The following is a 6696-nucleotide window of genomic DNA, read 5'->3' as shown; positions in this document are numbered from 1 at the left end:
CGGATCAGAAACGCCGGGTCGCGGGCGTACTGGGCCAGCAGCACCTTGATCGCCACCCGCCGCGCCAGCAGCCGGTCCCGACCCTCAAACACCTCAGCCATCCCACCAGCCCCCAACAACCGGCCCACCTCATACCGGTCGCGGAACTTCGGTGTGGCCCTCGGCGTGGTCATGGTCGCTCCGCGGTGGTCGCATGCATCGCGCGGCACAGGATCTCCGAAACTGGCCGGAAACGTGACATCGGGCAGGTCACCGGCACGCCGAAGGGCAGGGCCAGCTTGTCCCGCGAGCCTCAGGAGCCGGGCGCCCGCCGGGCCGGCTCCTGGTCCTGCAGGCGGGCGACCTCGTCGGTCAGCTCGTCCAGGAAGGCGTCGACCTCCAGCATCGCGTAGCCGCGCATCACCTTGGTGAACATCTTCTCGTTGATGTCCTCCGGCGTGACCAGCCGCATCGAGGGCCGGAAGCCCTGGCCGAGCGCGTCCTGCCAGCGGATGACCTCGCGGGCGACCTGGTCGAGGAAGCGGTCGACCTCCCGCCGGTGGTAGCCGCGGAGGGCGACGTGGAACTCCTTGCGGACGATGTCGTCGGCGGTGAGCCAGCGGGCCACTGGGATCGCCCGGCGGCTCACCATGCCGTGCAGGTGCATCAGCTCGACGGCCAAGTCGTCGAGGAAGTCGTCGACCTCAGGCATGTCGTAGCCGCGCATCGCCTTGGAGAAGACGACCTCGCTGACCTCCCTCGGAGTGAGCAGCCGCGTCGTCGGCCTGAGCCCGCGCGCGAGCGCGTCCTGCCAGCGGGCGATCTCCTCGGCTGCCCGGTCGAGGAACTCGTCGACCTCGTGCATCGCGTACCCGCGAATCGCCCTGGCGAACGTCTGCTCGTTGATGTGCCGCGCGGTGAGCCGCGAGGGGTCAGCGCTCATACCCCGAATCATACGGCTTGCGCAAGCAGCGTCAGAGCGGCACGTCTGGGCAGGTCGGCGGGCCAAATCGAAGGCGCGTCGGGTCGTGGCGCTCGCCCTGCGCGGGAAATCGGGACCGGTCGGGCATCGCAGGGGCGCCCCGGCGGTTTCTATCTGGGTACCGGTCCAGTGGCGGCCAGGAGGTCCACCGCAGTGCGACCCATGCTCGTTGTCCTCACCCTGCTGGCAACGTCCGGCGCTCTGGCCGGCTGCGCCGCGGCGGGGAGCGGCAGCGCCCCGACCGAGACCGAGCCGCCGACCTACTACACCGGCGGGCTGGGCGGTGCATCCAACGACACCGGCGGGCTGGGCGGTGCATCCCGCTCGACCAGCCAGCCGAGCCAGAACCAGTACGCCCCGCCAGCGCCGACCCGCGGGAACGCGCCGCCGCCCAGCGCAGGCCAGCCGGCCCCGCCGCCGACCACGGCTGGCCAGCCCGCCGGCGCCTTCGCCGCCATCGACGTCGAGAACTTCGCCTACAGGCCAGCCACCCTCAACGCCCGCATCCGCCAGAAGGTGGTCTGGAGCAACCAGGACACCACCCCCCACACGGTCACCGCCGACAACCTGACCTGGGGCAGGCGCATCCCCCCGGGGTCGACGTACGTGCGCACGTTCGACCAGCCGGGCACCTTCGCGTACCACTGCGCCATCCACCCCAACATGCGCGGGGTCCTGGTCGTCAGCTGATCGGGAGACAGCGGCGCGATCCTCGCGCCTCGATCCGGAGGCGGCGGCGCCGGGACCGGCGGCGCCGCCGCCTCCCTATGGTGTACGCGATGGTGTACGCGGTCGCCACCGGCCTTGCCTACGCCGCTCTGGACCGTTGAGTCGCTGGCGGCCAGGTCAGCGCCTGGAGAAGGCGCTCTCGCCGGTGATCTCGCGGCCGACGATCAGCGACTGGACCGTGTCGGTGCCCTCATAGGTGTAGACGGCCTCCATGTCGGCCTGGTGGCGGGCGACGTGGTTCTCCAGCAGGATGCCGTTGCCGCCCAGGATGTCGCGGGCGTCGGCCACGACCCTGCGCGCCTTGGCGGCGTTGTTCATCTTGGCCAGCGACGCCATCCCGTCGGTCATCCGCCCTTCCGCCGCGAGCTGCGAGAGCCGCAGGCAGAGCAGCTGCATCAGGGTGATCTCGGCCAGCATGTGGGCGAGCTTGGACTGGACGAGCTGGAAGCCGGCCAGCGGGCTGCCGAACTGGGTGCGCTCCTTGGAGTAGGCGAGCGCGGCCTCGTAGGCGGCCACCGCGTGGCCGACCGCCTCCCAGTGGAACGGTATGGTTGGAGTCGACCGCCTGTCGCTGGAGGTTCCTGAATGGCACACGACATCCGCAGGGTCGCCGTGCTCGGCGCCGGCACCATGGGCGCCGCCATCGCGGCACACGCCGCCAACGCCGGCCTCGTCGTCGACCTGCTCGACCTCGCGCCGGCCGAGCTCACCCCCGAGGAGGAGCGGCAGGGGCGCACCACGGCCGACCGGGTGGTCCGCGACCGCGTCGTGCGGGCCGGCTTCGAGCGCATGAAGGCGGCTCGGCCCGCCGCCCTGGCGAGCCCGAGCGTGGCCGAGCGGATTTCACTCGGAAATTTTGAGGATGATTTCGGCCGGACAGCGCAGGCGGACTGGATCATCGAGGCCATCGTCGAGCAGCTGGAGCCGAAGCAGGAACTGGCCGCCCGGATCGAGAAGGTCGCCAAGCCCGAGGCCGTGGTCAGCTCCAACACCTCGGGCATCCCGCTGGCGAGCATCGCCGAGGGCCGCTCCGAGGAGTTCCGGCGCCGGTTCCTCGGCACCCACTTCTTCAACCCCCCGCGCTACCTCAAGCTGGTCGAGCTGATCCCGACCGGGGACACCGGCCCCGAGGTGCTCGAGGCCATGCGGGCGTTCGTCGAGGGCGTGCTCGGCAAGGGCGCGGTGGTGGCCAAGGACACCCCGAACTTCATCGCCAACCGCCTCGGCAGCTTCGCGGGCATGCACGACATGCGCTACGCGTTCGAGCACGGCTACTCCATCGAGGAGGTCGACGCCCTCACCGGGCCGCTCGCCGGCCGGCCCAAGACGGCCAGCTTCCGGCTCGCCGACCAGGTCGGCCTGGACATCATGGTCGGGGTGGCCGACAACCTCTACCGGCTCGCCCCCGACGACGAGAGCCGGGAGGAGCTGCGCGCCCCCGAGCCGGTGCGGCGCATGCTCGCCGCGGGCAGGCTCGGCATCAAGTCCGACGGCGGGTTCTACCAGCGGGGCAGGCGCGACGGCGAGACCGTCTTCGACGTGATCGACCCCGACACCATGGAGTACCGGCCGGCCCGGGACCCGGACCTGCCGGTCGTGGCCGCGGCCCGGGAGCACCGCGACCTCGGCGCCCGGCTCCGCTTCCTGCTCGACAAGGCCGACCAGGGCGACCGGGGCGGTGTCTACCTGCGCGACACGCTGCTGCCCGCGCTCGCCTACGCGGCCAGGCGCGTCCCCGAGATCGCCGACTCCCTGGTCGAGGTCGACCGTGCGATGGAGTGGGGCTTCGGCCACCAGGCCGGGCCGTTCCGGACCTGGGACCTGCTCGGGGTGCGGGCCACGGTCGAGCGGATGGGGCGCCTCGGACTCGAGGTCGCGCCCTGGGTGCGCGAGCTGCTCGACGCAGGCAACGAGACGTTCTACCGCGACGGTGCCGTCTACAGCCCGGCCAGCGGGACCTACGAGCCGCTCCGGAGCGACCCCGACGTGATCGACCTGGCCGCGCTCAAGGCCGAGGGCCGGGAAGTGGCCGGCAACGACTCGGCCAGCCTGGTCGACCTCGGCGACGGGGTGCTCTGCTTCGAGATCCACTCGCCCGCCAGCGCGGTCGACACCGGCGTGGTCGAGCTCGGCTACCAGGCCCTGGCAGAGCTTGACCGGGGCGGCTGGAAGGGCCTGGTGATCGGCAACCAGGCGGCCAACTTCTGCGTCGGCGCCAACCTGGCCGAGGTCGGCATGGCCGCCTACCAGGGCGCCTACGACCAGGTGAAGGAGGCGGCACGCGCGCTGCAGGAGCTGCTCATGGGCTTCCGCTTCGCGGCAAAGCCGGTGGTGGCCGCCCCGCACGGGCAGACCCTCGGCGCCGGGTGCGAGATCTGCCTGCACGCCGACCGGGTCGTGGCCGCGCTCGAGACCTACATTGGCCAGGTCGAGAGCGCGGTCGGCCTGATCCCGGCCGGGGGCGGCTGCAAGGAGCTGGTGCGCCGCGTGGTCTCGCCGGCCATGCGGGTGCCGGACGCGCCACCGCTGCCGTTCGTGCAGCGGGTGTTCGAGACGATCGCGCTGGCCAAGGTCGGGACCAGCGCGATCGAGGCCCGCGAGCTTGGCTTCCTCACCGGGGACGACCGCATCGTGCTGAACGCGGACCACCTGCTCGCAGCGGCCAAGCAGGAGGTGCTCGAGCTGGCCTCCGGCTACCGCCCGCCGGCCCGCCAGGCGTCGGTGTTCGCCGCGGGCAGGCCGACCCTGGCCGCGCTCGAGATGGGCGTCCAGACCTTGCAGTGGGGCGGGTTCGCGAGCGAGCACGACGGCGTGATCGCCACGCGCCTGGCCCGCGTGCTGTGCGGCGGCGAGCTGTCCGCCCCCCAGTGGGTGACCGAGGACTACATCCTCGAGCTGGAACGCGAGGCGTTCGTCGAGCTGTTGCAGAGCCCGAAGACCATGGAGCGGATCCAGGCGATGCTCATGACCGGCAAGGCGTTGCGGAACTAGGCAGGGTCCGGGGCGGAGGTGAAGCGTCGCCCCCGGCTGCTACGAGGGAGTACCCAATGAAGCAGGCAGTGTTGGTGTCCGGGGCGCGGACCGCGGTGGGCCGGGCACCCAAGGGGGCCCTGCGGGCCTCGCGGCCCGACGACATGGCCGCGGCCGTCATCAGCGAGGCGCTGAAGCGCGCCGAGGGGCTGGAACCGGCCGAGGTGGAGGACGTCATCCTTGGCTGCGCGATTCCCGAGGGCACCCAGGGCATGAACGTGGCCCGGGTGGCCGCGCTGCGGGCCGGGCTGCCCGACTCGGTGCCCGGGCAGACCGTGAACCGGTTCTGCTCGTCGGGCCTGCAGACGATCGCCAGCGCGGCCGAGCGGATCATGGCCGGGTTCGCCACCACGATCGTGGCCGGCGGCACCGAGCACATGTCCTCGACCCCGGTCACCTCGGCCAACTTCGCGCCCAACCTCGAGGTTGTCCGCTCGTTCCCCGAGGTCTACATGTCCATGGGCCTCACTGCCGAGCGGGTCGCCGAGCGCTGGAAGGTCTCCCGGGAGGAGCAGGACGAGTTCGCGCTCCGCTCGCACCGGCGGGCGGCTGAGGCGGTCGACTCGGGCCGCTTCGACCCGGAGATCGTGCCGCTCGACGTCACCCTGGACTGGGTCGACGGCGACGGCAGGCCCGGGCACGCGAAGACCACGTTCGCCCGTGACGAGGGTCCGCGCCGGGACACCTCGGCCGAGGCTCTGGCCAGGCTCAAGCCGGTCTTCCAGCGGCGCGGCACCGTGACCGCGGGCAACTCGTCGCAGCGGAGCGACGGGGCGGCCGCCGTGGTGGTGATGGAGCGGGAGCGGGCCGAGCGGCTCGGCCTGCGGCCGCTGGCCCGCTTCGTCGGCTTCGCGGTCGGCGGGGTCAGCCCCGACGTGATGGGCGTGGGTCCCATCGTGGCCATCCCCAAGGTGCTCGAGCTGACCGGGCTCTCCCTCGACGACCTCGACCTGGTGGAGCTGAACGAGGCGTTCGCCTCGCAGAGCCTGGCCGTCATCCGCGAGGTCGGCCTGGACCCCGACAAGGTGAACGTCAACGGCGGCGCCATCGCCCTCGGCCATCCCATGGGGGCGACCGGCACCAAGCTCACGGTCCAGCTCATGGCCGAGATGGCCAGGCGCCGGTCACGCTACGGCATGGTGACGATGTGCGTCGGCGGCGGCATGGGCGCCGCCGGCATCTTCGAGAACCTGCAAGGCTGAGCTCCGGGGGGTCAGGCCGTGTCGAGCCAGGGGTAGCGGCCCGTGTCCTTGCCGGCGGTTGCGAACGGCGCGGCGGACTCGCGCGGCGCCACCTGCCCGGGTCGGGTCCACTCATGCTCCACCCTCCCGTCGGGGCGACGCCGGACGCCGCCAGGCTCCACAGCCTCGCTGGTCGCAGAAGTGCAGGCAGTGCGCGGAGGTGCGTGGCCGGGGACAACAGGTACAGAGTAAGGCAACCTACGCATCCGCAGAAGAGCCGCCTCTCCTCAGGCCGTCCCGTTCACGATGACGAACAGAAGCCCGAACGCGGTAGGAACACAGGGCCCTATACTGGGGCCGATGAGCGACTCGCAGACCCTCCACCTGACAGCAGTCGTGACCCCTGACGACGACTGGTACATGGCGCGCTGCCTGGAGGTAGCGGTGGTCAGCCAGGGGCCGACACCCGAGGCGGCGCTCGACAACCTGCGTGAGGCTCTCGAGTTGTACCTCGAGGACGAGCCGGTTCCCGCCCCAGTGCGGGTAGAGCGCCTTGACGTCCGCATTCCAGCGTGACAAGCCTGCCGAGCGTCTCCGGCGCTCGGGTCAAGCGCGCCTTGGAGCGTGCCGGGTACGGCGAGGTCCACACTCGGGGATCCCACTGCAAGCTGCGCCACGAGGACACCAAGGTGACGGTGGTCGTGCCGATGCACGCAAGAGTCCGTCCTGGCACGCTCGCCCAGCTGCTCAAGGATGCGCGCATCACCGTGGAGGAGTTCCGCGAGCTGCTCTAGA

7 protein-coding genes and 1 pseudogene are annotated in these 6696 nt (G+C 71.6%); 5 read left to right on the top strand and 3 right to left on the bottom strand.

The genetic code is table 11. The features are described 5' to 3' along the window. Together VG276_01810 and VG276_01805 are read right to left on the bottom strand one after the other, a co-directional pair. Positions 1 to 173: serine/threonine protein kinase (locus VG276_01810; GenBank protein HEV8648142.1), on the bottom strand; the 173-nt coding region annotated here is incomplete at its 3' end. A gap of 119 nt (positions 174 to 292) precedes the next feature. Beyond that, positions 293 to 922, bottom strand: coding sequence for a DivIVA domain-containing protein (locus VG276_01805; protein ID HEV8648141.1), 630 nt, complete (start codon positions 920 to 922; stop codon positions 293 to 295). Between the two features lie 201 nt (positions 923 to 1123). Here VG276_01805 and VG276_01800 point away from each other — a divergent pair, with 201 nt between their 5' ends. Then, positions 1124 to 1651, top strand: a complete 528-nt coding sequence (locus VG276_01800; GenBank protein HEV8648140.1) for a cupredoxin domain-containing protein — start codon at positions 1124 to 1126, stop codon at positions 1649 to 1651. A gap of 156 nt (positions 1652 to 1807) precedes the next feature. On the opposite strand, the pseudogene VG276_01795 reads toward VG276_01800, so the two are convergent. Beyond that, positions 1808 to 2227, bottom strand: a pseudogene (locus tag VG276_01795) (acyl-CoA dehydrogenase family protein). 48 nt (positions 2228 to 2275) lie between these two features. Between VG276_01795 and VG276_01790 the strand changes: the two are divergent. The 4 genes from VG276_01790 to VG276_01775 all read left to right on the top strand — a co-directional run bounded on the left by VG276_01790 (position 2276) and on the right by VG276_01775 (position 6695). Beyond that, the gene (locus VG276_01790) at positions 2276 to 4681 is read left to right on the top strand and encodes a 3-hydroxyacyl-CoA dehydrogenase/enoyl-CoA hydratase family protein (GenBank protein ID HEV8648139.1); all 2406 of its coding nucleotides are present in this window, start codon (positions 2276 to 2278) and stop codon (positions 4679 to 4681) included. A gap of 56 nt (positions 4682 to 4737) precedes the next feature. Then, a complete protein-coding gene (locus tag VG276_01785; protein ID HEV8648138.1) occupies positions 4738 to 5922 on the top strand; it encodes an acetyl-CoA C-acyltransferase in 1185 nt (394 codons plus the stop codon). 339 nt (positions 5923 to 6261) lie between these two features. Beyond that, complete coding sequence (locus tag VG276_01780; protein ID HEV8648137.1) at positions 6262 to 6477, top strand: type II toxin-antitoxin system HicB family antitoxin; 216 nt, start codon at positions 6262 to 6264, stop codon at positions 6475 to 6477. Further along, complete coding sequence (locus tag VG276_01775; GenBank protein ID HEV8648136.1) at positions 6474 to 6695, top strand: type II toxin-antitoxin system HicA family toxin; 222 nt, start codon at positions 6474 to 6476, stop codon at positions 6693 to 6695. The genes VG276_01780 and VG276_01775 overlap by 4 nt, the downstream gene beginning before the upstream one ends. The last annotated feature ends 1 nt before the right edge of the window (position 6696 follow it).

The organism is Actinomycetes bacterium (assembly GCA_036000965.1).
In the GTDB taxonomy this organism is placed as follows: Bacteria; Actinomycetota; CALGFH01; order CALGFH01; family CALGFH01; genus DASYUT01.
Note: the sequence above shows the minus strand (reverse complement) of the source record. Positions and strands in the feature narration are given on the sequence as shown.